Origin of the sequence: Methanimicrococcus hongohii (genome assembly GCF_032594095.1) — an archaeon.
In the GTDB taxonomy this organism is placed as follows: domain Archaea; phylum Halobacteriota; class Methanosarcinia; order Methanosarcinales; family Methanosarcinaceae; genus Methanimicrococcus; species Methanimicrococcus hongohii.
The window spans coordinates 965230-988000 of the sequence record NZ_CP131059.1 but is presented as its reverse complement, the minus strand read 5'-3'; the positions used below and the strand labels follow the sequence as shown (position 1 = coordinate 988000).

Below are 22771 nucleotides of genomic sequence, written 5' to 3'. Positions count from 1 at the left end.
TCATTAATTTGTTCTACCTCATACTTTTAAGTTTTTATTCCACTTACACCATATTTTCAAATCCTTATTGTATAATGTATATATTTGGACCCGTTTTTATAAAAGAAATTGTTTTAGCAGAGAGAGACTACCCGAATTTTTGGAAAATGTGTTTTCTCATAATGGGGACTATCTCATATGCTTTACTGCTACTTGACCAGTTTTTTCCACAGACCTTACAGTACACACTTTTTGTATTATTTATAATAGGATCACTTCTATGCATATTAGTAGAATTGAAGTATAAAAACAATTGATTTAAATTTTTGACATTGTTAACTTAATATAGAAAATCAAGTTTTGGTTGATTTTTGGCTGGTTCAATTGTTTTAAATAACTTTGACTCGTGTCGAATTCATTCATTTTATAAATTGAGGATGATCCAAAAAACCAATGAAACTATCTTGGCTAACAATACCAAAAAACGTTTAACAAATTTCATAAATATTAATCACATAATTCAATAAACACATTAATTAGTACGTAATTGGGAAATTTGTACAAAGCAAACCCGAAGATTTATTAAGGTTGGATTTGTATTCTGTTTTCTTCTATTCGATAAACTTAATATACCAAAATAATTATTCATGGCTTAACTTTGATTAAAAACGAGCATGAAAATAATTGTTTTTCATTATCAAGAGAAAATCAGCGGTTTAAACGAAATTAAAACGCTGACAGGAACTGCCCTGTAAGAGCCGTTTCTGAAATCGATCAAATTAAGGTCAAATGAGTTGAATTGTCTGCAATCAATACAGATTATGTTTCAAATGAACATTTCAGTTGAATAAACAATTCCGGGCTCAATAATCAATATCACATTCATCCCATCATTACATGACAACGAATACGTCATTATCTAGGAGGATTTAAAAATGTCATCAAAATCAGCAGGCGAAAGACGCTGCACAAGATATAAGTTGAAAAACTCGATTCGCGAGAGAGGATTATCCGCTCCGAGCAGAGCAATTCAAGAATTCGAAGAAGGACAGATGGTTCACATCGACATTGACGCCAGTGTCCAACACGGCCACCCGAACCCTAAATTCCAGGGCTCCACCGGCAAAGTGATCGGTCAGCGCGGCCGCGCATACGTTTTAAGCGTCAGAGACGGAAGAGCTCAGAAAGAAGTCATCTCCCTTCCCCAGCACTTGAAACCCCAAAAATACAATTAAATTCTGATTCAAACGGAATTTAATAATTCAAACATTAAAATTAAAAAAATGTACTTTGTACAAAAAAGAAGGCTTGGTTTTTAAATAAAATCAAGCCTTACTCTTTTTATTTACAAATCAGTTTTATATTATAAAACGAAACTCAGTTGCAAATGAGTGAAAAATATTTGATCGGAAGTGTTTTCAAATGATTGTTAAAGAAGTTGTTAACGAAGAGCTCTTAACCCTTGCCGAAGTCAAGGAAATGTTAACTCAAATTATGGAAGAAAGACGTGAAGAAAGCGATGAAGAACAGGTTTATGAGTTCAGAAAAGCTTTGAATCACGCCGAAATTTTCTCAAAATTAAGCGCAAACGACGCAAAAGAATTGGTTTCTAAGCTGCTTGAATTTGAAAAAATGAGGCCGGCTGTTGCCGTCAGAATCACAGACATTCTGCCGCAATCCAGAGACGAGCTCAGATCCATTTACGCCAAAGAAAAATTTACAATTAAAGATGATGAACTCGACGCCATTTTAGATGTCGTCAGACAGTACGCTTAAACGCCGAACACTTCATTCATTTTCACTTATTTTTAGATTTATTTTAAATTAATTTTAAATTAAATTTTTAATTTTAAAAAGAGTTCCAAAAGGTTTGAAAAACGTTCGGAACCTTTTATATTATATTATATTATTTCTTAATCAGTTCTGTCTGACAAGATAGTATTGAAATGAATGTTCAGATGAACATTTCTGAATGACAATTACCGCCGCTTTTGGAAAACCGCGGCAAAAGAGGGACAAAAATGAAAAGTAATGATTGGCCGGAATCCGGCGATTATGTTGTTTGTAATGTCACAAACGTGACTGACTTCGGCGCTTACGTCGAGCTTGAAGAATATAAAGAGAAAGAAGGTTTCATCCACATTTCCGAAATCAAAGCCGGCTGGGTGAAATATGTCCGCGATTACATCCGCGAAGGACAAAAAGTCGTTTGTAAAGTGCTCAACGTTGACAAAAACCGCGGTCATATCGACTTATCACTCAAAGATGTCAATGAACATCAGAAGAGAACAAAAATTCAGCTTTGGAAGAACGAGCAGAAAGCTGAAAAATGGATCCAGATTGCCGCCGAAACATCCGGTTTTGACGACAAAATGGTCGAAGAACTCTATCACGATTTTGTTTCCGAATTCGGAAGCGCTTACACCGCATTTGAAGAAGCGGCAATCAGCGGCGAATCTGCATTTGACAGCATGTCCGTTAACAAAAAAATGATTGAAGCCGTTGTTAATGTCGCCCGCGAAAACATCAAAGACGCGTTCGTTGAAATTGCAGGCTACGTCGACTTGACGACAACCGCGCCCGACGGCATTGAAATCATCCGCGAAGCTTTAAAAGCAGCCGCCGATGAAATCGATGACGAAGAAGTGCGCATCGAAGTCACCTATGTCGGCTCTCCCCGCTACAGAATTAAAGTGGTCGCGCCGGATTACAAAAAAGCCGAAGCCGTTTTAAAGAAAGCTTCAAACGCATCCATCAAAGTCATCACCGACAACGGCGGCGAAGGTCTTTTCAACCGTCATATCGAATCCGTCAAATCGTAAGCGGAATCAAAAACAAAATAAAAACAAAACAAATTAAAAACAAAAAATAAACAAAATAAAAATAAAATTGAAAGATTCGGTTGTGAATGAAATGGGAAAGCGAATTAAGAAATGCAAAGGCTGCGGCAGATATACGCTGTCTGATGCTTGTCCCGATTGCGGCGGCGATTGTGTCAGCCCGAAGCCCGCTTCTTATTCGCCGGAAGATCGATACGGAAAATACCGCCGGATTTACAGGCAGAACCTGAATTCATCCCGAAAGGAATAAAGACCTCGGCGGAATATATACAATTGCAGAAATAATTAATATCACCAATTACCCTTTTTCGGGGGTTTAAAAATGCAAGAAGAAATAATTTATCACGTTGATTACAACACTTTGGAATTAAACAATCCGGTAATGATTGTCGGCCTTCCCGGTGTCGGACATGTCGGAAAATTGGTTGCAGATCACTTGGTTGAAGCGCTGAATGCCGAAAAAATCGTAGACGTTTATTCCGAACACTTCCCGCCTCAAGTGATGGTGAAAGAAGACAGCACGGTCGAACTGGTCGGGAACAGACTTTATTTGGCAAAAACAGACAAAACGGATTTACTGATTTTAGCGGGTGATTCGCAAAGCACGGACCCTGCCGGCCATTACAGATTATGTGACATTTATCTTGACTTTGCTTCAGAGTTTAAAGTCAACCGCATTTTTACACTCGGCGGATACCCGACAGGCGTTATGGCGGATGAAAATTACGTCATCGGCGCCGTCAACAATGTCAAATTGATTGACGACTTAAAAGAAAAAGGAATTCAATTTAATCCGTCCGAGCCGCCGGGAGGCATTGTCGGCGCATCCGGTTTAATTTTATCACTCGCCAAATTCAGAAATATTGACGCTGCCTGTTTGATGGGAACAACAACGGGTTACATTGCCGATCCGAAAAGCTCAAAAACGCTTCTCGGCAAATTGTGCGACATTTTAGATGTCGAAGTGAATATGGACGCGCTTGACGAAAAAATCAAAGATATGGATCAAATCGTTGAAAAGATCAAGGATTCCGTTGTCGGCGAAGACGGCGATGAATACTACGAACAGGCGCCTGCATCCGATGAAGATTTAGTGTATTTCGGCTGAGTCCGAAATATCATCATTTGTTAATTATTAAATTGTTATTAATTGTTAATTATTAAATTATTATTTATTATTTGTTAATTATTTTATAATTTTCAATTGTTTTTTAATTATTTTTATTTAAGGACAACATTTTTTGTTAATTTAAAAATTTAAAATCAAACACCACCGGCGGAAAACAGAAATGGCACTTTTCGGAACCAACGGTGTCAGAGGAATCGTAAATGAGGAACTGACGCCTGAAATTGCGCTGAATTTAGCGCGCAGTTTAGCTGTTTTTTTACATGAAAAGAAAAGCGAAACGGAACGGCGAACGCCCCCTGCTGTAATTCTCGGAACCGATACGCGCATTTCCGGAATGATGCTTAAATCTGCAGCCGCCTCGGGATTGCTTGCAAGCGGCGTTGCCGTGATTGATGTCGGCGTTGTTCCGACGCCGTCTCTTCAATATTATGTAAAAAGCCGGCCGGAAGCGGACGCCGGTATTGTTATCACGGCATCCCATAACCCGCGCGAATACAACGGCATTAAATTGATTGCGTGCGACGGAACTGAATTTTCAAGAGAGTCTGAAAAAATCGTTGAAGAGATTTACAATTCTAAAAGGTTTATGCACGCGGAATGGTCAAAAACGGGTGAAATGTATTTTGATCAAAACTGCAATGAAGAATATTTGACAGGCATTTTGGCAATTATTGACAAAAAAGCAATCGAAAAGAAGAAATTCAAAGTCGTCACCGACACCGGAAACGGCGCGGGTTCGCTCACAATGCCGAAACTGATGAGTCAGCTGGGCTGCAATGTGCTCTCGCTCGGCGCGCAGCCGGACGGCACATTCCCGTGGCGTAATCCGGAACCGCTCCCGGAAGCGCTTTCTGAAGCGGCAGCGCTGATGAGCAAGGGCGGCTTTGATCTCGGCATCGCGCAGGACGGAGATGCCGACCGCGCTGTTTTCATTGATGAAAACGGCGAATTCATTGATGACGAAATCATGCTTGCGGCTGTTGAAAAATACATTCTTCATAAAGAAAAAGGACCGGTTGTCACAACCGTCAGTACTTCTCAGCGTTTTACGGATATTGCCAAAGATGAAGAAGTCGACATTTATTACACGGCGGTCGGCTCAGTCGATGTCGGCAGAAAGATGGTTGAAGTCGGCGCGGTTTACGGCGGTGAAGGTAACGGCGGCATCATTTATCCGCGCCATCAGGTTTGCCGGGACGGCGCGATGGCGGCAGCGCTTGTTCTTGAAATGCTTGCGCACACGGGAATGAAAGCGTCGGAAATCAAGGATACTGTTCCGACTTATTATAATGAAAAAGTTAAAATCCGTGTTCCCGATAAGAATTTGAAAAAAGTGATGGCGGAAATTACAAAAAAGATGATTGACGATCAGGAAAAACTCGGATTTTCGGAAGCCGAGAGAATTGACGGTTTGAAGTTATGGTTTAAAAGCGGCTGGCTTTTGATTCGCCCGTCGGGAACCGAGCCGATTATCAGAATCACTGCCGAAGCGAAAAATGAAGAAGATGCCGCGAAGTATTTGAAAATCGGCGAAAAATATGTAAATGGATACCAATCATAATTAAACAGATAGATATATAGTAACGGGGACCCGTCATGATTCTGAAGCCAATAATTCAAGGGAAATTAAAAAAATACAAAATTCAAAGTAGACTTGAAACTATTTCCGATGATATTGTATTTGAAAGATTTGTAAATCAAACAATATTATCTAGCCATCAGCCAGATGCGTTCAATACTGAAAATGAGATATTAGAAAATATATGCATTGGCGGCCAAGATGATATGGGTTTAGATGGCATATGTATAAAACTTAATGGGAATCTAATTTCGACTATTTCAGAAGCAAAAGATTTAATTGAAACAAGAAAAACAGCAGATATCGAATTTATATTTATACAATCAAAATTTAAAGAGTCGTTTGACTCTGGCGAATATTTGAAATTTACATCTGGTGTCCATGATTTTTTATCATTTAAGCATATACAGCCGAGAAATGAAAAAATTGATGAATGGATTCAATTAAAAGATTATCTCTTTAGCGAGGAAGTATTAGTTTTTTGGCCTCAGCAACCTAACGTCAGACTATACTATGTATCAATGGGCAATTGGGATGAATCAAAATATCCTCATATTATTGCACATTCAGAAAAACTAAAAGACGATATTGAAAATTTAAATTCTTATGATGAAATTGCTTTTAATTATATTGACTATTTAGCTTTTAAAAAAATAATTGATGAAAATGACAACTGTTTAAAAGTAACCTTGCACTATTTAGACTCCACCCCACTTCCCGAAGTAAAAAATATAAATGATTCCAGTATCGTACTGTTGCCTGCAGATTCTTTGTTAAATATGCTAAAATCTGATGAAGGATTAATTCGAAAAACTTTGTTCACAGATAATGTGAGAGACTATCAAGGTGATACAACAATAAATTCGGAGATTTTAGAAACTTTAAATGCAGACCCTGAAAGTTTTATGCTATTAAATAATGGTATTACTATTGTTTGTGATGAAATTGTTCCTGCAAATAGAAAAATTACTATAAAAAATCCCCAAATTGTAAACGGTTGCCAAACCTGTAATGTTATTTACCATGCTCATAAAATGACTTTAGACTTAAGTAGTGTTGTTATATCTGCAAAAATTATTTCCACAAATGATTATGAAATAATTAATCAAATCGTAAAAGGAACAAATAGACAGAATATCGTATACGATGAAGCATTTGAAGTCACGAAACCATTTCACAAAGAACTTGAAGAATTATTCATATCTATACCTCTTGATGATGAAAATGAAAGAATATATTATGAACGCCGATCAAAACAATATTCGAGTAATACTGCAATACTCCAACACCAAAAAATAAATTTCAAAGTTCTAATACAAAGTTTTGTTAGTGTATTTTTAAAAGAACCACATAAAGGACATCGTCACGAATCAAAGTTATTACAAGATTACCAAAATAAAATTTTTATCGAAAATCAATCGAAGTATCCGTATTACATATCATCATTGATTTTTGTAAAAGTCGAAAAATTATTTAGAGATAACAAAATTGAAAAAACAAAAAGGCCTTCAAAAGCTCAATTATCGATGCTTATAAAAGAAAAAGCAGGTCCAAATTGTCCAGATATTAATAATGAAAAAGAAATTTCAAAGTACTGTCAAAAGCTTCTGTCAGTTTTAGTTGATGAAAAAGAGTTTATTAACACTGTTAATGACTCCGTTGAGCAATTTAATAAAATAAAAAACGAATGGATAACTATAAAGGGAACTCAATATAAATCAGCTATAAAGGATTCCGCAGAGTTTAATTCATATCTTTATAACAAAATTTCAGGTACTACAAACTTACAAGATATGTCAAGTTATAGAGGCACTATAATAAAATCAGGTTATGATAGATATGGTCGCCGATATGGTTTTATATCCAAACAACCGCGTAATATATTTTTCCATGAAACTAAAAATAATGAAATCAAAATTATTGATTTTGACAACTTACTTTACAAAGAAGTACTGTATGATACAGAATTTGATCATCAAACCTCATCAGAACATGCAATAAATATCAAATTTCTCTAAAAAAGAATTAGGACCTAAAGCATTGTTAGCCAAAATTTACCAGATATTTTCGTTCACCTGCACTATTTAAAAACGGCATCAGTTGAACCATTACATGATTATTGAGGTAATTAAAATATCAATCTAAATTTGATTTTCTATCTTAAATTAACAATTGCTGAACCTGATTCTTTTTTAATTTTGAAAGAAATGAAAAAATAAAATAGAAAAATGAAAGAGAATCAGAAAGTTTCTAATTCTCCTTTTGCGACCATATCTGTAATTTTCTTTGTATTTGCAAGCCATTCGTCGGTGATTCCTTCGGCTTCTTTTCTCATGGAATCAAATTTAACGCCGTCTTTGACGCTGATTTGAACGCTTGCAACGAGCGGTTTGTCAATCGGCTGACCGATTTGAGATAATAATTTTACATAAACGTCATCGATCCCGTCAAGATCGGTTGCGATTTTTCGGGCGATTTGCGTTGACATAAGATTGTAAATTTTGCCGATGTGGTTGATCGGGTTTTTGCCGCTTGTCGCTTCCATGCTCATCGGGCGGTTCGGCGTAATCAAACCGTTGCAGCGGTTGCCGCGGCCGACAGAGCCGTCATCACCCATTTCAGCAGACGTTCCGGTAACGGTCAGGAAAACGGATTCTTTTTCGATGTTGTCGGCTGTGTTGACGTGAACATTTACGTTTCGGGTCGTGTATTTTGTGACTAAATCTTTAACGTAGTCTTCCAGCTGCTCTTTATAATTGATGTAAGCGCCCATGTCGTCGACGTATTTGTCAACCATGCCGCAGCAGATTGTGAGTGAAATGTCTTCGCCGTTGCGGAGACCCATGACTTTGATGTCTTCGCCGATTGCGTTGAGTCCTTTTTTCTTTTTCAGGTCTTCAATGAGTGAGCGCTCGGTGTTGTAAACGATGTTTTCAAGTTCTGAAAAAGGCGCGTGACCGACACCGAAAGATGTGTCGTTTGCCATCGGGACATATCCTTCACGGCCGAAAACGTCGGACAGATCGGAGGAGCCGCGACCGAATTTACAGTCAAGAATGATGTCGGAGTCCAAATCAATATTCGGAATCGTATTTTTCAGATAACTGCGGGCTGTTTTGAGCGCGAGCGTATCGGTTGCGATGTCGATGTCGCCGAAGGATTTGGTAGCGCGGCCGACGAGTAAAATGTAAATCGGATGAATGACTTGACCGCCGCCGAATTTCGGGATCGAATGTCCGGCTGCGATTTGTGTTTCATCGGTGTTGTGATGTAAAATAACGCCGCATTTGTCGATGTATTCTTTGCAGAAAGCGCGGCTGACGGCTTCGGCAAGTCCGTCGGCAATGCTGTCGGGATGACCGATTCCTTTGCGCTCGACCAATTCGATTTGCTGCTTTTCGATAGGCGTTTCCATATATTGCTCAATGCAAATGTTTCTTTGACTCATATAAAACACGTTTCCCTTAATCCTTTATTAAAATAAATCTAAAGCCGTTTTTGTTTTGTTTTGTTTTGTTTTTGTTTTCGTTTTTGCTTTTTTCGTTTTTAATTTCAGTATGAAGTAAAATTAGGAATTAAAATTATGAAGATATAGTATATAATCCTTACATCGCAATATAACTGACAGTAATACTCAGAAATGATTTTCGGTTATAATGAACGGTTTTTAATCAAAAATATTTGAGAAGAAATCAAGTGATTTTGAGATTTTTAAGAAATTTTTGACAGAATGCAAAAAGGGTTTGTCGATGGCGCTCGCCCGTGCGCGAGTTGCTCCATTTTTCATAATATTTTCAAATTCGTCCGACATTTTTGTTTTATTTTTCAAACGTGTTTCTCATTTTTCATTTTATTTTTGGATGAAATCTAAACATCCAATTTTCAAAATCGGTAAACCTGAACGCCCGATAAAACCCTAATCTTAAATTTTTAGATTTTGGATAAAAGGCGTTCCATTTTTTGAATAATTTGAGAAAAATGATGTTTCAATTGAAATAAAGTTAAACGAAAAGACAAGATACCGCCCCTCCAACGACGAGTTCCCGAAGCGCAAGCGGAGGGAAGGAGGAGATGGAGATTCTTTCCCATACGAAACGAAAAATAAAACAACAATCCTAATTTTTCAGCTGCGTTCGGCTCCTGCAAAGTGCTTTCTTGCAACTGTCTTTTTATGATTGTCGCCGCCGCGCGCGAAACGCTCCGTTTTTCAATAAATTTTCAAATTTGTACCCCGTTTTTGTTTTATTTTTTGATGAAACCTAAACATCCAATTTTCAAAATCGGTGAATCTGAACGCCCGATAAAATCCTAAATTTAAATTTTTAGATTTTATTGAATAGAAGGCGTTCCGTTTTTGAAAAAATTTAATGAAAGATGATGTTTCAATCAATTTTAGATTGAATTAAAATTCGAAAACCGACCCCGCAAGTTGAGTTTCCGAGCGAAGCGAGGAAACGAGACTTGGCGGATTCTCCCCATACGAAACGAAAAATACAAAACCGCTGGCTAAAACTGGTTTTTGGCTCCGGCAAAGTGTCTTCTTGTGACTGTCTTTTGTTGTCAGCTTCCTGCTGAGCCTGCAAGTCTGCAACTATCTTTTAGTGTTGCTGCTGTCAGGGCGATCCATGTTTCCGCTGCATCTGCTCATTTTTATCACAATCCGTTCGCTTCGCGAACGTGGGCGCAGCTACCTGCAAGTTTCCGTTTCCGCTTGCCGATCAGTTTTCCGTTTCCGCTTGCCGATCAGTTTTCCGTTTCCGCGCTGCCTGCAGGTTTCCGCCCGTCAGCAGCTGCCGCCGCCGCGCGCGGACCGCACCATTTTTCAAAAAAATCAAACCCCTCTCCCACTTTTTTCAAAAAATATTCAAACCCGACCTGCGTTTTTTAAAAATTATTTCTCAAAAAATCATCAAAAATCGAATATCATCGCGAAAGAAACGAACAAAGTTTTTATAAACACAAAGTCTTCAATACGGCTATAAATACAAAAAATACAAAAACAACTCAATTAATACTAAAATTATTCAAATTCAAAAATTAAGGAAAATAAAATGATTCGAATTGCGATTCCGAATAAAGGCCGCCTCCACGAACCGACATTGGCGCTGTTTAAAGACGCGGGGATTCCCGTTTTCGGCGGCGGAAACGAAAGCCGACAATTGATTTCAAAAACAACCGATCCGGAAATTACATTTATCTTTGCAAGAGCCGCAGACATCCCGCTTTACGTGGAAGAAGGAACGGCCGACATCGGAATTACCGGTCTCGATTTGGTAACGGAAAGAAAAGCGGATGTCGAATGTTTAATCGACTTGAAATACGGCAGTTCACGCCTTGTTTTGGCAGTTCCCGAAACGTCCGAAATATCAAAAGCAGAAGAGCTCAGCGGCAAACGCGTTGCAACAGAGTTTCCCGAAATTACAAGACAATATTTTGAATACAAAAATATTCCCGATGTCGAAGTTATCGAAGTCAGCGGCGCTTGCGAAATGACGCCGCACATCGGCGTTGCCGAAGCGATCGTTGACATCACAAGCTCGGGAACGACGATGATGATCAACAAATTAAAGCAGATTGACACCGTTTTTGATTCAAAAGTGTTTTTGATCGCCAACAAAAAAAGTTTGGCGGCGCAGGAAAAAATCAGAGACGTGGAAACCGCATTGGAAAGCGTTTTGCTGGCAAAAACAAAAAGATACATCATGATGAATCTGCCGGCAGACTCGCTGCACGACGTTTAGAAAATCCTTCCGGGAATGAACGGGCCGACCGTGATGGAAGTTCAAAGTCTCAAACAGAGCGAGAAAATGTTCGCCGTTCATGCGGTTGTCGATGCCGATTCGATTTTTGCAGTCATCCGCAAATTAAAGATTCTCGGCGCAAGAGACATTTTGGTTCTGCCTGTTGAAAGATTGATTCCATGATAGAATCAGAAAAGAAAAAATCAGAAACAAAAAAATCAGAAAAGAAACAAAAACAAATCCGAGAAAATCAAACAGGAAGACAAAAATGTCATTTCAAATAATTCCGGCCGTAGATATGAAAGGCGGCAGATGCGTTCAGCTTGTTCAAGGCATTCCCGGCAGCGAAATGGTTTCGCTTGAAGACCCCGCTGCCGCTGCTTTAAATTGGGTTGCGCGCGGCGCGAAAATGCTTCATTTAATTGATTTGGACGGCGCTTTTGAAGGCAAAAGAAAGAACGGGCCGATTATTGAAGACATTGTCAAACGCGCAAAACCGCTCGGCGTTGAGATTCAAATCGGCGGCGGCATTCGTTCTTATGAAGATGCCGAAACGCTGATCTCAGCAGGCGCCGACCGTGTGATTCTCAGCACGATTGCGATGAAAAATCCGCAAATCGTGAAAGACATTTCCGAAAGCTTCGGAAAACAGGCGGTTGTTGTCGGCTTGGACGCCAAAAACGGAAAAGTCGCGATTGAAGGCTGGACAAAACTGTCAGACAAAAGCCCGACAGATGTCGGAAAACAGTTTGAAGATTTGGGCGCGGGATATATTCTGTTCACAAATATCGATACGGAAGGCTTGCTCAAAGGTGTTGACATCAAGCCGACCAAAGATTTGATCGACTCCGTGAATATTCCGGTGATTGCATCCGGCGGCGTTGCCGCGATTGATGACGTTTTGAAAATTCGCGATGCCGGCGCATACGGCGCGGTTGTCGGAAGTGCGCTTTATACGGATAAATTCACGTTAGAAGAAGCGATTGACGCTTTGAAAAAGGAATAAAATAAAAATAATAGAAGCGGCAATTCTTTTTATCAACGAAAATCATATACAAGTATAAAATCAAAATGATAAAATCAATGTTTGAGAAATTTTAATTTCAAATTATTTGATTCAATTCAAACTCATTCAAATCCATTTAATTCAAATCCATTTAATTCAAATCCATTTAATTCAAATCCATTTAATTCAAATCCATTTAATTCAAATCCATTTAATTCAAACTAATTCATTTCAAAATTATTCATTTCAAAATTATTCATTTCAAAATTATTCATTTCAAATTCAGGAAAAAGAATGATGTCACAAATCCGAAAAGCCTCCGTTTCCCGAAAAACCAAAGAAACGGACATTACGATTGAAATCAATTTGGACGGCAGCGGCAAAGCCGCAATAGACACGGGCATCGGATTTTTCGACCATATGCTTGACGCTTTTGCGCGCCACTCAGGCTACGATTTGACGGTCAAAGCTGTCGGCGATCTGCATGTCGATGGTCACCACTTGGTGGAAGATGCGGGAATCGTTCTCGGTCAGGCGATGGCAGAAGCGCTCGGCGACAAGCGCGGCATTGCCCGTTTCGGCGAAGCGCGCATTCCGATGGATGAAGCGCTCGCAGAAGTTGCTGTTGACATCAGCGGCCGCAGTTTTTTGGTGATGAAAGCAGACTTTTACGCACCCGTCATCGGCACGTACAGCACGCAAATGACGAAACACTTCTTTGAGTCGCTTGCTTCTGCTGCCGGCATCAACATGAACATGAAAGTGGAAGGCGACAACGATCATCACAAAACGGAAGCATTGTTCAAAGCGTTCGCGTACGCGATGAAAAGAGCGACCGTGATTGAAGGGCAGGAAATTAAAAGCACGAAAGGCGTGCTTTAATTTTTTTTATTTTTTGTTTATTTTGCATTTTTGTTTATTTTTGTTTTCTTCATTTCACTTTCTTTTTTCGTTTTCATTTCTTTTCTGTTTCTGGTCTGCATCTGCTCATTTTAATTGCGATCTGTTGGCATTAAATTTTGTTCGCTTTACTCACTAAATTTCAGAGCGGGGAAGGTGTTTGTAAAAAATCGCTTTTCGATTTTTCAGGCTTCGCCGGTTTGCAGTTGGAGGGAGGTGTTTGTTTGCAGTTGGAGGGAGGTGTTTGTTTGCAGTTGGAGGGAGGTGTTTGTTTGCAGCGGGAGGGAGGCGTTTGTTTGAGTTGGAGGGAGGTGTTTGTTTCCGATGGGAGTCAGGTTTCTGTTTGCGGTTGGAGGGAGGTGTTTACTGAAAAATCGCTGCGCGATTTTTTTGCAGCTCCGCTGCAATGCCTCGCCGCCGCCCGCGAAACGCACCACTTTTAACAAAAATCAAACTCAATCGCCAACTTTAACAAAACAAATCAAAACCAATCTCCAATTTTAACAAAACAAATCAAAACCAATCGCTAACTTTAACAAAACAAATCAAAACCAATCTCCAACTTTAACAAAACAAATCAAAACCAATCTCCAACTTTAACAAAACAAATCAAAACCAATCTCCAACTTTAACAAAACAAATCAAAATCAATCGTCAACTTTAACAAAACAAATCAAAACCAACCAATCATTTTTACAAAAAAATCAAAATCGACCACTGATTAAATTTTATTTAAATCAGATCCGGTCAACTTTTTGATTCTATTTTCGGAAAACGGTGCAGCTCGCGCGACGGCGGCAGTGGCGTTCTTGCGGTAACAAATAAATCTTAAAATAAAGACCGCCTCACCCGCTTCTCTGATTTGCCGTATTTAATCAATCTCAAAGAAATTGCCTTCATCATCCATTCCGATCGGAAAAGAACATCTTACCAGCCAGCTGTCTGCTGCAAGTTCGGGTATCGGCGCAAGATTGCATTTATATTCAAATCGCCCAATTGAGGATAAAATAATTTCCTCTTCAATACTGAATTGCGCGTTCAAAAACACTCTCCAGCTTTCATTATCCGGCAAATGAAGAAGCAATATGAGCGTTTTTCCGGAATATTTATGCACAGCCAAGACTTTAAAGCGGGAATCACGCGCGGCAACGCATAAACCCCAATTTGTCCCGTGTTCATACGGTCCGAAATCAGCCATATGATTTGAAAGAATCGCATAGCGGTGCGTTGTCACCATTCCCATCACCCGCATGCTTGCATCAACAAATGCTTTTTCTCGGATAATCATACCCGGCTCATACTTTTGAGCAAGGCTGTCAGGCAAATTCACATCACGAACAAACATCGTAAGCCCCGGAATCGTTTGATTGACGGCTTCCTCGGCCTTTTTAATTAAATCCGCTTCGTTACTAAAGTTCCTAAAATGAGGTGAAATGTAGTTGTTGTTCATATTTTTATCACTCCGTCAAGATTCCAGTTTCACCGACTTATTAAAGATTTTTAATTTATTCGAATCTTATAAAATGCAAGCTGCTCCCGCTGCCGATGCTGCCGCGCGCGAGCCGCCCAAATAAAAAAAGAATGAAAGCGGTACCGCGTTTTTCAAAGAATTAAAAAAAATGAAATTGAATGAAAAGGAATGAGGTAAAACAGACAAAAAAGATAAATTGACAAATCAAATGAAAAAATAATCAAAAAACATCAGCAATAAACTCATCCAATTCCGATTTCAAAGCATTTTTCAATTCTTTGCAAACGGGATCGTCGGTTTTAATGCTCTTGGCATTCTTTTCCGTGAAAATCACTTTAAGCATGCCGTTCATTTCTTCTTTTTTCTCTTCCGTGACGGTCACACACACCAAACCCTCGTCGGGCTGGCCGTAAAGGACGCGGGAACCGATGTCGCAAAGCGCAATCACGGGAATGGTCGCCAAATCCTCTTCGCCGTCAACGCAAATGCAAATATGCTTTTCGGGAGAGGCCAGCGCTTCTTTGGTCGCAAGAACCATTTCGCTTGAAATCATGCCGGCCGGATTTTTGACGTAAATATTGACATAATCCGTTCGCGAAGTCACGGCGGAAATCGCTTTCGAAACGGCCGAGCGTTTCGTATACTGATCGACAAAACAGAGACGAGGCCTGACGCCCGCCTTAAAAAGATTATAAGTCGTTACGTCGCCGACTGCGATGACTAATGATTCATCGAGATGCTTTTTGATTTGGTCGACAACTGTCGGGTGATCTCCCGGGTAAAGTTTGCCGTACGGCTTTTTCAGCCGCGGGCGAAGTTCAACCGGAAGGTCAAAAAAAAGTTCCAAATCAGCGCACCTTCAATGCATATTTGTCAGCCAAGTCAATGTTCATCCGCTTGGCAATTTCGGATTTCATCGGGTCAATAACGACGACGAGTCCCATCCATTCATCTGCCAAATCGTTGGATCCGCAGATTTCGCAAGTATCGCCGTTAATCAATCTCATGCATTTTCTGCATACTTTTTCTGCCATATAAATCACCTTGTTTGTTTTTAATTTCGTTTTTTCGAATCATTTCAGTTGTTTTCTTCGACAGCTGTTTCGGGGGCAGCTTCTTTCTTTTTGCCGCCTTTTCCGCCGCCGCTCTTTTCGCGCGCTTCTTCGATCCACTGTATTCTGCCGAGCGCCGCCTGACGCATTGTCATACCGATTTTGCTTTCGCGCGGGTCGCGTTCGTTGATGCTGACCGCAACGATTCTGGCGCGGACATGGTCGCCTTCGCCGAGTGCTTTCTTGCCGGTTTTGGACACGAGTCTGCCGTTCTTGGAATCATAAGACATGAATTCGTCCGTAATCTGACTGACGTGCAAAAGACCGTCCATCGGACCGATGCCGACGAAAACACCAAAGCTGACGGTTTCCAAAACTTCGCCTTCGATGACTTCCTGATTTTCGGGCATGAACATAATGGCTTTGAAAGTGACATCATAATAAACAGCGCCGTCGCCGTAAAGAATGTGTCCTTCGCCGATGTTTTCGACATCGCAAACCGCGACCAAACAGCCGATTTTTTTGTCAACTTTTCCTTCCAATTTGTATTTTAAGGCTTTTTTGACATTGTCCATGACGTCTTCGCCGAGAAGCGTCGGATCAATGCGGACCGTGTCGACAAGGGTCATTAATTTGTACATAAATTTTGTTCTCCGGGATTTTAAACCAAACCGCATCAAGCAGCCGGCTCAAATATTGAATATTCACGTGAAATAATAAATTTAAGCGGAATTATAAATTAAAATGAAATGTTATAAATTATTGGTATAAATGTTGTATATAATGCTGTATTAATATTGATTCAGATGAGCATAAATAATGAATTGATATAAAAGCGTTTTTAGATTATCAACCCTTGCACAATTCATTCATTGCTTGATTAAATCATTTGATTGAAATATATGATTAAATCATTTGATTGAAATATATGATTAAATCATTTATTGAAACATGTGATTCAATAATATGATTCAATAGATTCGTTTTTCCGATTATTTTTGATCAATAATGTCCAGCCGCTTCATTTGGCGCATGGATATGACTTGAATTCCGCGTTTCATCAGTTTTTGGCGAAGACCGGCATCGTTTGTTAAAACGCTGACGGAATGCCGAAGCGCCGACTCAATTATAATGTCGTCGGCATAATTCCGAACACCTTTTCCGTGAACGGGCGTTTCAAGCAGGCTGCATTTTCGGGACAATTGAAGCGCAACGCGGGCTGCGATCCGATCGTTTCCCGAAACGGTTTTTGAAAGTTTTTCGAGTTCGGAAACGACGGCAGGAATTGTCAGAAATTTTGAAAATCCCAATCGCTGAAGTTCCGAAAAAATGTCAATGCCGAACTGAACCGGAATCATAAAGCCGTTCGTATCGATGAGAACGGCGGAATTTGAATCGTAAACAAATTCGGATGACGAATCATCCGTTTCAGTCTTCGATAATGCCGACACCGATCAAACGCCACCTGGAATCGATTCTTCTGCTGATGGCGACATGCGCGCCTGTTTCAACGCAAACCGGACGCTTCAATTTGACCTCCGCCAAATCTTTGCGGGCGCTTGTGACGACGCCGACGGTGGTTGCCGTTCCGATGTTGAGCATCAGCGGTTCACTCGTTTTGATTTCGTTGATTTCGGATTCGTTTGTGACGCCGACGACGCGCTGGAGCAGGTCAAGTTTCATCAAAAAGCCGTCTCTTGTGGGCGGCAGCGTGCCGGGGATTCCGACAACTTGTCCTGTGAGCGAATCGCCTTTTGTGAGTGACGGATCCAATTGTGTTCCGAGTGCCAAAAGACCGCCGGGAACTGCTTTTTTAACTTTGGATTTGCCGGCGTGAATTTCCGTGATTTTTGTAAAAATCGGCTCCCACCGGGTCACACCGTCGGATGTGATTTTTAAGCCGGGGCGGATTTCAACGTCGTCGCCTTCTTTGAATGAACCTTGAGTCAAAGTGCCGCCGATGACGCCGCCTTTGATTTCTTCGTAGGTGAAGCCGGGGTGGTTGATGTCAAAAGATCTTGCAATGAGCATCTGCGCTTCTTTTTCGAGTTTGTGTTCCGGAAGCGGAATGTAAGTGTCAAGCGCTTGGATGAGCGCGTCAATATTGATTTTCTGCTGCGCGGAAATCGGAATGATCGGCGCGCCTTCGGCAACGGTTCCTTTGACGAATTCTTTGATTTCCTGATAGCTTTCTAAAACACGTTCCTTCGGGACAAGGTCGATTTTGTTCTGAACGATAACGATGTTCTTGATGCCGATGACGTTGAGTGCCATTAAGTGTTCTTTCGTCTGCGGCTGCGGGCATGTTTCGTTTGCCGCAATGACGAGCATCGCGCCGTCCATGATTGCAGCACCTGAAAGCATTGTCGCCATCAATGTTTCGTGACCGGGTGCGTCAACGAATGAAACTGTTTTGATTTCATCCGTTTTTGCGCCGCAGTGCACGCATTTTTTTTCGACGGTGTAGCATTGGGGCTCGGGGCAGACCGGACATTTTCTGAAAACAGTATCCGCATAGCCGAGGCGGATTGAAATACCTCTTTTGATTTCTTCACTGTGCGTATCTGTCCACACGCCTGAGAGTGCTCGTACAAGCGTCGTTTTTCCGTGGTCGACATGCCCGACCATACCGATGTTTAAACTTGGTTGTGCCATGGTGATTCCTCCGTTATTCGATTTCGATAATTCCTTGAATGAATTGATGAATTTGAATAAATTTGAGTTTTAATGTTTTTGATATTAATGAAATGAATATATTAACTTGAATAAATGTTGATAAAATATGAGATTTTTCCCGATTTTAATTTTCAAATACCTCTGAAACGAGTCTTGAATAAAAGATTGATGTAAAACGACATCAATAAGCAGAATTCAATGTTCGAACAAAAAATGCTTATCTGCTTTCAACTGTTAGTGATTAAGAATAAGCGCAATCAGAATTTTGGTATATCTGTGCTGTTAAGATATATAATAATTATTAAAGGTTTATGGTTTAAATTAAGCATAAGTTTGATAAAAATGGACGCAATTGTCTTCTATAAATTGGATGATGGTTATGGAATTTGTAAAACAGGCACAAACAATACTTAAAACATTTGATTTTCGTTTATGGATTGCATTAATTTTAATGGGATTATTTCCTGCAATTTATTTGTCTGTCAGAATTAACTTTTTGGGAGATATGCCTCAAGAATGGGGAATTAACATTGCAAGTCAGCTTGCTTGGATTAATTTAATTTATGAAATATTTCAAGAAGCATTAATTTTGCCTTTATTTTATGTTCTTGGAAAATCTGTAACAAACAAACAAGCTTTTGAAAACAAAATTAGAAGCGGATTGCTGATTGTTTCTTCAATATACTTGCTTTTAGCTGTATTTATTTACCTTTTTACAGAACAGCTTGTTACATTTATGGCACAAGATCCGCAATTAATTACTGCAACTGTTGAATATATTCGATTGGAAACAATTGCTCTGCTTTTTTCCACACTTGCCCGATTTTTAATCATTGCATTAATGTTTATGAAAAAGGACAGCTATTTATACATCATTTTGGCGGTTCAAATGATTCTCTCAATCATATTGGATACATTTTTAATCAGCGGATTGAGTTTTTCGGCAAATATCGGCGTAAACGGAATTGCAATCTCAAATATTGTCGTTAATATTGCAATACTTGGAGTTGCTTTGATATTGTTGGCAAAAGAAAAAATATTCATCATCAGAAAACATGTCAAACTTTCATTTGACTGGGTAAAAGAATGGGCAAAAGTTGGAATGTATTCCGGATTAGAATCATTCTTGAGAAATGCCGCTTTCATGATTATGATTATCAGAATGGTGAATATCGTCGCAGAGCAGGGAAATTATTGGATTGCAAATAATTTTATTTGGCTTTGGCTTTTGATTCCGATTCTTGCTCTCGGAGATTTGATTAAAAAAGAAGTTGGTGAAAATATAAACAACATCAAAACAAAAACAGCAGGATATCTGATGATAACAGGATTTGTTGTTGTATTTTGGTTGATTACAATTCCGCTTTGGGAAACGTTTTTAATAAATATAATGAATGTTGCTGATTATAAAATCGTTATGGGAATCGTTTTGGTGCAATTGGTTTTCTACATTACATTTACTTTAAACAACTTAATGGACAGCACTTTTTACGGCATGGGGTTAACGAAATATATGCTGATTCAATCAGCAATCGTAAATATTGTATATTATGGAATTGCCTTTATTTTGTACATGACAGGAATATATCAGCCGACATTGCTTGGAATTTCATTGATGTTCGGATTCGGTATGTTGTTTGACTTTATCATAACAAGCATACTGTATTTGTATGTCCTTAAAAAGAGAAATATAAATATTGATTTTTATAGTCTGGAAAAACTTAATAATGGAACTTAAAAAAAAATAATATTTAATTTTAAACCAAAAGGCGGAGAATCCGCCTTTTTGATTTAAACTTTACTTCTGACTTTTTGATGCGGCACTTTGAGCACGTGCTTTGAAGCCCTGGTTACTACCAGACTTGTCCGCACTTGACTGAATACGTGATGCTGCTTTTTGAGTCATTGGTGTTTTATTAGTCATTTTTATCCTCCAAAATATTACTTTAGATGCCAAAGTATCCACCAGGCGACGAGGGAGGGACCGGACTGAATCCAGTCTTCGAAGAAAACTTCGTTCGGATACTTATTTTACTAAGCAATGTTGAGAAAGGATTCAGGAGTATAAATAGATTAGTAACCTAAAGTTACTGTCCCTCTTCTCGCCCTTTTCACTTGAATGTCTTATACATAATTAAGTCAATCATAAAACACTAAAATAATCTCTTTTATATCCTCGCGCCCCGCCAAAAGACCATATTTTGTACTTTTCTTTTTACTCCCGTTTTTAAAAGTGATTTTAAAAGTTCCAAAAAATGAAAGGAATTTGATCTCAACTTCGCCTTTTTTGTAATATTTGACTTGATCATACAAAACGGTATTAAAATCAGTAAAAGGAAGAATCATGAATTCCCCGTCCTTAATCCCGAAAAATACATTTTCACGATTCAGAGAGATGGAAGCTTCTCTTTTCATTCCCCATGTCAGCAAATCATTTTGAATGAAACCTTTTTCCGATAATTTTTTTCTGACATCAATTAAAATATCTTCCATTTCTTCGCCTCGCCTACTTTTGATTTCACTTTTACAAAACAGCTTACAAGATATAAAAACTAAAAACAAGAATAAAACAAAGAACAAGAATAGAAACAAAAAACAAAACAAAAAATAAAAAGAAAGAAATGAAGGCTGATAATCAACCGTCATTTTAGCAAACAGTCGAGATTATGTGACAATATCTTCCAATCTGTCCTTCTCAAGCGCTCGTCTCACTTCATAAGCGATTCTGCGCCCTGTACTCATAGGCCGACGCCATAAAGTGTTGCCGTACGGGTGACCGACGGACATGTGAACGTTGGTGCCGCCGCCGACGCGCGGAGCGACGTCATAAATATAGAAGTTTAAGTCTTTGTCAACGCAAGTCTGCAAACAGAACGGACCGATGATTCCGGGGTCGTAGTGTTTTTTGCTGGCTTCAACGAATTTTTCAGCCATTTCAAAGACGTTTTCAAGCAGCGATTCGCGCAGCGTTGCCGAATTGTGACCGCAAACGGTGTATTCCGGCGTCAGCTGTTCGCCCTGAAGGCGCATCTGCTGCGGCGCGGGCAGGCGCGTGTGACCGTCAAGACTTGTTTCAAAGCGCCAGTCGATTCCGAGAATTTCAAGCGGCGTCATTTCTTCTTCAATCGGCGAATAAAACATATCGAAATTGAAAACCGGGCCGATGACGTAGCGTTCGATTCTTGCGCCTTTCAAAGCGTCTTCGGTGATAACGCCCTGTTTGAGAAGCGCGTCTGATTTTTCAATGAATTCATCATAGCTTGCCGCCGTAAAAAAGCCGCGCTCCAATGTTTTGACGGCGTGCGGGAGTTTGACCATCACAAGCGCGTCAATATCTTCGGGTTTGTCGATTTTTTCGGGGAACGGAAGGCCGGCTTTTTCCAAAATCCAATAATAGCTCTGCGCTTCCGAGCGTTCTTCGCTTCTGAGCATGTTGCGGCTTCCGATCATCGGGATTTTGAAATTGTCTTCGATGTCATCGATTTTGCAGTAAGAAGTGAGCGATCTGTTCGGCACCATCAAAACGCTGTCATCAAGCGCTTTCTGCTGGTTTTCGGGTTTTAATATTTCATCAAAACTGTTAAAAACAACCGCGTCATCAACGATTCCGCGAAGAAGTTTGCCGTTTGCGTCGCGCTGCGCTTTAAAATAAGTTGCGTAAGTCTGTTCTCTGCCTTTTTTGCAGTAAGCGACCGTTTTGAAATCTTCTTCAACGGCGCCGTCGCAGACATCCAAACCGGAGTGAGAGGCAATCGTTCCGATTTTGATTTTGTCGGGATTGTTATAATATTGATCCACGGTTTCCTGAATTTGTTTTCTTGAAATCATGATTAACCACTTTTCTGAATAATAAAAATGTAAATATTGAAATTGAAATTTGAAATTTGAAAATAGCTGATGATATATTAAACTTTAACAAATCCGTCAGGTTATAAAAAGGCGTTGTTTAGGTTGCCGATTGGAGGGAGGTGTTTGTTTGCAGTTGGAGTCGGGTTTCTGTTTGCAATTGGGGTGCTGTGTTTGTTTGCAGTGGGAGGGCGGTGTTTGTTTCCGGTTGGAGGGCGGTGTTTGTTTCCGGTTGGAGTGTGGTGTTTGTTTGCAGTGGGAGGGCGGTGTTTGTTTCCGGTTGGAGGGCGGTGTTTGTTTCCGGTTGGAGTGTGGTGTTTGTTTCCGGTTGGAGTCAGGTTTCTGTTTGCACTTGGAAGATGGCGTTTATGAAAAAATCGCGAAGCGATTTTTTTCGCCATCTTTGCGGCAGCGCCGCCCGCCGCGCGCGAGCCGCTCCGTTTTTTTAAAATCAAATCAAAATCAAACTCTCGTTTTAACAAAATCAAATCAAAATCAAACTCTCGTTTTAACAAAATCAAATCAAAATCAAACTCTCGTTTTAACAAAATC

24 protein-coding genes and 1 pseudogene are annotated in these 22771 nt (G+C 39.7%); 15 read left to right on the top strand and 10 right to left on the bottom strand.

Annotation, left to right across the window (positions count from 1 at the left end; genetic code table 11):
- Positions 1-914 precede the first annotated feature (914 nt).
- The 7 genes from MmiHf6_RS04570 (at position 915) to MmiHf6_RS04540 (ending at position 7545) form a co-directional block, all read left to right on the top strand.
- On the top strand, positions 915-1214 hold the full coding sequence (locus MmiHf6_RS04570; protein WP_316558522.1) for a 50S ribosomal protein L21e: 300 nt from the start codon (positions 915-917) through the stop codon (positions 1212-1214).
- 187 nt (positions 1215-1401) lie between these two features.
- Positions 1402-1755: an RNA polymerase Rpb4 family protein gene (locus tag MmiHf6_RS04565; RefSeq protein ID WP_316558521.1), complete on the top strand. Its 354-nt coding sequence runs from the start codon at positions 1402-1404 to the stop codon at positions 1753-1755.
- Between the two features lie 245 nt (positions 1756-2000).
- A complete protein-coding gene (locus MmiHf6_RS04560) occupies positions 2001-2801 on the top strand; it encodes a translation initiation factor IF-2 subunit alpha (protein WP_316558520.1) in 801 nt (266 codons plus the stop codon).
- A 91-nt stretch (positions 2802-2892) separates the two neighbouring features.
- On the top strand, positions 2893-3069 hold the full coding sequence (locus MmiHf6_RS04555; RefSeq protein WP_316558519.1) for an RNA-protein complex protein Nop10: 177 nt from the start codon (positions 2893-2895) through the stop codon (positions 3067-3069).
- A gap of 72 nt (positions 3070-3141) precedes the next feature.
- On the top strand, positions 3142-3927 hold the full coding sequence (locus MmiHf6_RS04550) for a proteasome assembly chaperone family protein (protein WP_316558518.1): 786 nt from the start codon (positions 3142-3144) through the stop codon (positions 3925-3927).
- A gap of 181 nt (positions 3928-4108) precedes the next feature.
- Positions 4109-5509 (top strand): phosphoglucosamine mutase, encoded by a 1401-nt coding sequence (gene glmM / locus MmiHf6_RS04545; RefSeq protein WP_316558517.1) that lies wholly within the window; start codon positions 4109-4111, stop codon positions 5507-5509.
- Between the two features lie 35 nt (positions 5510-5544).
- Positions 5545-7545, top strand: coding sequence for an AIPR family protein (locus MmiHf6_RS04540; RefSeq protein ID WP_316558516.1), 2001 nt, complete (start codon positions 5545-5547; stop codon positions 7543-7545).
- 221 nt (positions 7546-7766) lie between these two features.
- On the opposite strand, the gene MmiHf6_RS04535 is transcribed toward MmiHf6_RS04540, so the two are convergent.
- Positions 7767-8975 (bottom strand): methionine adenosyltransferase, encoded by a 1209-nt coding sequence (locus MmiHf6_RS04535; RefSeq protein ID WP_316558515.1) that lies wholly within the window; start codon positions 8973-8975, stop codon positions 7767-7769.
- Between the two features lie 1071 nt (positions 8976-10046).
- On the opposite strand from MmiHf6_RS04535, the gene MmiHf6_RS04530 reads away from it, so the two are divergent.
- The 6 genes and pseudogenes from MmiHf6_RS04530 to MmiHf6_RS04505 all read left to right on the top strand — a co-directional run bounded on the left by MmiHf6_RS04530 (position 10047) and on the right by MmiHf6_RS04505 (position 13617).
- Positions 10047-10415: a hypothetical protein gene (locus MmiHf6_RS04530; protein ID WP_316558514.1), complete on the top strand. Its 369-nt coding sequence runs from the start codon at positions 10047-10049 to the stop codon at positions 10413-10415.
- Between the two features lie 163 nt (positions 10416-10578).
- Positions 10579-11451 (top strand): annotated as a pseudogene (hisG, locus tag MmiHf6_RS04525) (ATP phosphoribosyltransferase).
- An 85-nt stretch (positions 11452-11536) separates the two neighbouring features.
- A complete protein-coding gene (hisA, locus tag MmiHf6_RS04520; RefSeq protein ID WP_316558513.1) occupies positions 11537-12274 on the top strand; it encodes a 1-(5-phosphoribosyl)-5-[(5-phosphoribosylamino)methylideneamino]imidazole-4-carboxamide isomerase in 738 nt (245 codons plus the stop codon).
- A gap of 297 nt (positions 12275-12571) precedes the next feature.
- Positions 12572-13156, top strand: a complete 585-nt coding sequence (gene hisB, locus MmiHf6_RS04515; RefSeq protein ID WP_420891322.1) for an imidazoleglycerol-phosphate dehydratase HisB — start codon at positions 12572-12574, stop codon at positions 13154-13156.
- A gap of 174 nt (positions 13157-13330) precedes the next feature.
- Positions 13331-13474, top strand: coding sequence for a hypothetical protein (locus tag MmiHf6_RS04510; protein ID WP_316558512.1), 144 nt, complete (start codon positions 13331-13333; stop codon positions 13472-13474).
- Positions 13447-13617: a hypothetical protein gene (locus MmiHf6_RS04505; RefSeq protein WP_316558511.1), complete on the top strand. Its 171-nt coding sequence runs from the start codon at positions 13447-13449 to the stop codon at positions 13615-13617. Before MmiHf6_RS04510 ends, MmiHf6_RS04505 begins: the two co-directional genes overlap by 28 nt.
- 428 nt (positions 13618-14045) lie before the next feature.
- Here MmiHf6_RS04505 and MmiHf6_RS04500 read toward each other — a convergent pair whose 3' ends face one another.
- The 6 genes from MmiHf6_RS04500 to MmiHf6_RS04475 all read right to left on the bottom strand — a co-directional run bounded on the left by MmiHf6_RS04500 (position 14046) and on the right by MmiHf6_RS04475 (position 18352).
- On the bottom strand, positions 14046-14624 hold the full coding sequence (locus MmiHf6_RS04500) for a hypothetical protein (protein ID WP_316558510.1): 579 nt from the start codon (positions 14622-14624) through the stop codon (positions 14046-14048).
- 241 nt (positions 14625-14865) lie between these two features.
- Complete coding sequence (locus tag MmiHf6_RS04495) at positions 14866-15492, bottom strand: GTP-dependent dephospho-CoA kinase family protein (protein WP_316558509.1); 627 nt, start codon at positions 15490-15492, stop codon at positions 14866-14868.
- Between the two features lies 1 nt (position 15493).
- On the bottom strand, positions 15494-15679 hold the full coding sequence (spt4, locus tag MmiHf6_RS04490; protein WP_316558508.1) for a transcription elongation factor subunit Spt4: 186 nt from the start codon (positions 15677-15679) through the stop codon (positions 15494-15496).
- Positions 15680-15723: 44 nt separating this feature from the next.
- Positions 15724-16338 (bottom strand): DNA-directed RNA polymerase, encoded by a 615-nt coding sequence (locus MmiHf6_RS04485; RefSeq protein ID WP_316558507.1) that lies wholly within the window; start codon positions 16336-16338, stop codon positions 15724-15726.
- Between the two features lie 351 nt (positions 16339-16689).
- On the bottom strand, positions 16690-17148 hold the full coding sequence (locus MmiHf6_RS04480) for a type II toxin-antitoxin system VapC family toxin (RefSeq protein WP_316558506.1): 459 nt from the start codon (positions 17146-17148) through the stop codon (positions 16690-16692).
- On the bottom strand, positions 17126-18352 hold the full coding sequence (locus tag MmiHf6_RS04475) for a translation initiation factor IF-2 subunit gamma (RefSeq protein ID WP_316558505.1): 1227 nt from the start codon (positions 18350-18352) through the stop codon (positions 17126-17128). Before MmiHf6_RS04475 ends, MmiHf6_RS04480 begins: the two co-directional genes overlap by 23 nt.
- Positions 18353-18752: 400 nt before the next feature.
- Between MmiHf6_RS04475 and MmiHf6_RS04470 the strand changes: the two genes are divergently transcribed.
- Positions 18753-20111: an MATE family Na+-driven efflux transporter gene (locus MmiHf6_RS04470; RefSeq protein ID WP_316558504.1), complete on the top strand. Its 1359-nt coding sequence runs from the start codon at positions 18753-18755 to the stop codon at positions 20109-20111.
- Between the two features lie 60 nt (positions 20112-20171).
- Here the strand turns inward: MmiHf6_RS04470 and MmiHf6_RS04465 are convergent, their stop codons facing one another.
- The 3 genes from MmiHf6_RS04465 to MmiHf6_RS04455 all read right to left on the bottom strand — a co-directional run bounded on the left by MmiHf6_RS04465 (position 20172) and on the right by MmiHf6_RS04455 (position 22201).
- Positions 20172-20330: a hypothetical protein gene (locus MmiHf6_RS04465; RefSeq protein WP_316558503.1), complete on the bottom strand. Its 159-nt coding sequence runs from the start codon at positions 20328-20330 to the stop codon at positions 20172-20174.
- A 182-nt stretch (positions 20331-20512) separates the two neighbouring features.
- Positions 20513-20866: a hypothetical protein gene (locus tag MmiHf6_RS04460; RefSeq protein WP_316558502.1), complete on the bottom strand. Its 354-nt coding sequence runs from the start codon at positions 20864-20866 to the stop codon at positions 20513-20515.
- A 171-nt stretch (positions 20867-21037) separates the two neighbouring features.
- Positions 21038-22201, bottom strand: a complete 1164-nt coding sequence (locus tag MmiHf6_RS04455) for a formate--phosphoribosylaminoimidazolecarboxamide ligase family protein (protein WP_316558501.1) — start codon at positions 22199-22201, stop codon at positions 21038-21040.
- 140 nt (positions 22202-22341) lie between these two features.
- Between MmiHf6_RS04455 and MmiHf6_RS04450 the strand changes: the two genes are divergently transcribed.
- Positions 22342-22668, top strand: coding sequence for a hypothetical protein (locus MmiHf6_RS04450; RefSeq protein WP_316558500.1), 327 nt, complete (start codon positions 22342-22344; stop codon positions 22666-22668).
- Positions 22669-22771: the final 103 nt, after the last annotated feature.

Excerpts from the sequence above, each read along its gene's own strand:
- MmiHf6_RS04570 (WP_316558522.1), top strand. The coding sequence starts at position 915 with ATGTCATCAAAATCAGCAGGCGAAAGACGCTGCACAAGATATAAGTTG.
- MmiHf6_RS04565 (WP_316558521.1), top strand. The coding sequence starts at position 1,402 with ATGATTGTTAAAGAAGTTGTTAACGAAGAGCTCTTAACCCTTGCCGAA.
- MmiHf6_RS04560 (WP_316558520.1), top strand. The coding sequence starts at position 2,001 with ATGAAAAGTAATGATTGGCCGGAATCCGGCGATTATGTTGTTTGTAAT.
- MmiHf6_RS04555 (WP_316558519.1), top strand. The coding sequence starts at position 2,893 with ATGGGAAAGCGAATTAAGAAATGCAAAGGCTGCGGCAGATATACGCTG.
- MmiHf6_RS04550 (WP_316558518.1), top strand. The coding sequence starts at position 3,142 with ATGCAAGAAGAAATAATTTATCACGTTGATTACAACACTTTGGAATTA.
- glmM (WP_316558517.1), top strand. The coding sequence starts at position 4,109 with ATGGCACTTTTCGGAACCAACGGTGTCAGAGGAATCGTAAATGAGGAA.
- MmiHf6_RS04540 (WP_316558516.1), top strand. The coding sequence starts at position 5,545 with ATGATTCTGAAGCCAATAATTCAAGGGAAATTAAAAAAATACAAAATT.
- MmiHf6_RS04535 (WP_316558515.1), bottom strand. The coding sequence starts at position 8,975 with ATGAGTCAAAGAAACATTTGCATTGAGCAATATATGGAAACGCCTATC.
- hisA (WP_316558513.1), top strand. The coding sequence starts at position 11,537 with ATGTCATTTCAAATAATTCCGGCCGTAGATATGAAAGGCGGCAGATGC.
- hisB (WP_420891322.1), top strand. The coding sequence starts at position 12,572 with ATGTCACAAATCCGAAAAGCCTCCGTTTCCCGAAAAACCAAAGAAACG.
- MmiHf6_RS04500 (WP_316558510.1), bottom strand. The coding sequence starts at position 14,624 with ATGAACAACAACTACATTTCACCTCATTTTAGGAACTTTAGTAACGAA.
- spt4 (WP_316558508.1), bottom strand. The coding sequence starts at position 15,679 with ATGGCAGAAAAAGTATGCAGAAAATGCATGAGATTGATTAACGGCGAT.
- MmiHf6_RS04485 (WP_316558507.1), bottom strand. The coding sequence starts at position 16,338 with ATGTACAAATTAATGACCCTTGTCGACACGGTCCGCATTGATCCGACG.
- MmiHf6_RS04475 (WP_316558505.1), bottom strand. The coding sequence starts at position 18,352 with ATGGCACAACCAAGTTTAAACATCGGTATGGTCGGGCATGTCGACCAC.
- MmiHf6_RS04470 (WP_316558504.1), top strand. The coding sequence starts at position 18,753 with ATGGAATTTGTAAAACAGGCACAAACAATACTTAAAACATTTGATTTT.
- MmiHf6_RS04460 (WP_316558502.1), bottom strand. The coding sequence starts at position 20,866 with ATGGAAGATATTTTAATTGATGTCAGAAAAAAATTATCGGAAAAAGGT.
- MmiHf6_RS04455 (WP_316558501.1), bottom strand. The coding sequence starts at position 22,201 with ATGATTTCAAGAAAACAAATTCAGGAAACCGTGGATCAATATTATAAC.